Source organism: Bradyrhizobium valentinum, assembly GCF_001440405.1.
Lineage (GTDB): Bacteria > Pseudomonadota > Alphaproteobacteria > Rhizobiales > Xanthobacteraceae > Bradyrhizobium > Bradyrhizobium valentinum.
In genome coordinates, this window is sequence record NZ_LLXX01000045.1 from 1 (window position 1) to 1,768 (window position 1,768).

At 62.0% G+C, this 1,768-nt stretch carries 1 protein-coding gene and 1 pseudogene; both read left to right on the forward strand.

The features are described from left to right. Positions 1-675, forward strand: a pseudogene (locus tag CP49_RS07940) (DNA primase); the annotation flags it as partial. A 393-nt stretch (positions 676-1,068) separates the two neighbouring features. Continuing rightward, positions 1,069-1,768 (forward strand): RNA polymerase sigma factor region1.1 domain-containing protein (locus CP49_RS07945; RefSeq protein WP_276326834.1); only part of this gene is annotated, 700 nt, incomplete at its 3' end.

Sequence of the window (1,768 nt, forward strand, 5' to 3'; positions counted from 1 at the left end):
GCCCCTCGCGGGACCTTCCCGAGCGGCCCGGCCGGCCGATTCGCCCCCCGCGGCAACCGCCCGCCGGGAGCGGGCCCGGGAATCAGCTCCGGCCCCTACCAGGCGGCGAGCCCCCAGCTTGCGACCAGTCCGATCATGCGCGGCCAGCGCAGCGCGATGTCCCGCCGCGAGGCCCTGATCCTGCAATCCCTGATTAACCACCCCTGGCTGCTGCACGACCATCTGGAGGAAGTGGCCGCCCTGGAACTGGCCCATCCCGAAGCCAATAAGCTCCGCGCCGCCATCATTGCAGCCTTCGCCAACGACCATCACCATTCCCCCGACGTCGAAGAGCAGGCCGAGAAAATGCGCACCGATCTCGAAGCACGCGGATTAGGCGAGGTTCTTCAAAGGGTTGAGCGGGCGATCACGACCGCGGCGGTCTGGGGCGCCAAGCCCGGCGCGGCGCGAGAAGACGTTTTGGCCACCTGGCAGCAACTCGTTGTCTTGCATCAGAAAACGCACGCCCTACTTAGGGAGAAGAAAGATGCCGAGCTGGCGTTGGGCGATGAGTCCAGTGAAGCCAATCTGGCATGGCTGAAGGATGTCAGCGCCCGTCTGGAGTCGCTCGACGGCACCGAGGCCTTGATCGAGGGTTTTGGCGAGCTTTCGGGCCGGTTCCGGAAGAGCGTGTGAAAACAAAAATGATGCGGACGGCGGCGGCCGAGCCCGCAAAAAGACTCGCCAAATCCATGGTTTGGCGGCAAAAACAGGGTTAAGCGAAGCTTAACAGTCCGAAGGTTACACATATAGGCACCCAAGGGCTGTTGGCATAACACCGACGATGGCGGGTTAAGGGGTGGCGACGGTCTGCGCCGCCCTTTGCGCGTCGTACGCATGCGAATACTCAGGGGCACGAGCGTGATCCGGAAAAGTGGAATCAATTTTCCGAAAAGGATCGCGCGCTAAGAGCAAGGATCTAGCGGGTTGGCTTTTCAAACAAAAGACACCCTGCCGACGACTTCAGTAATTCAGTGGCGGATGGCGTTGCACGCCATTCCGCACGAGCGCGTTTCGGGAGCTTGATGAATGGCCACCAAGGCAAAGACGCTGCAGGTTAAGGACAAGGAAAAAGACGACAAGGCAGCGGACGCCCCGGAGAAGGATTCTGCCGACGCGCCGTCGCCGTTGCTCGACCTCTCCGATGCTGCCGTCAAGAAGATGATCAAGCAGGCCAAGAAGCGCGGCTTCGTGACCTTCGATCAGCTCAACGAAGTTCTGCCCTCCGACACCACCTCGCCCGAACAGATCGAGGACATCATGTCGATGCTCTCGGACATGGGCATCAACGTGTCTGAAGCCGAAGAGGCCGACGAGGAGGCCGAGAAGGAAGAGGCCGACGACGACACCGACAACGAGCTTGTCGAGGTCACGCAGAAGGCCGTCACCGAAGTAAAGAAGTCCGAGCCCGGCGAGCGCACCGACGATCCCGTCCGCATGTATCTGCGCGAGATGGGCACGGTGGAATTGCTGTCGCGCGAAGGCGAAATCGCGATCGCCAAGCGCATCGAGGCCGGCCGCGAGGCGATGATCGCGGGCCTCTGCGAAAGCCCGCTGACCTTCCAGGCCATCATCATCTGGCGCGATGAACTCAACGAAGGAAAGATCTTCCTTCGCGACATCATCGATCTCGAAGCCACCTATGCCGGCCCTGACGCCAAGAACAACATGAACCCGGCGTTGATCGGCGCGCCCGCCGGCGCCGACGGCCAGCCCGTCGCTAACGGCA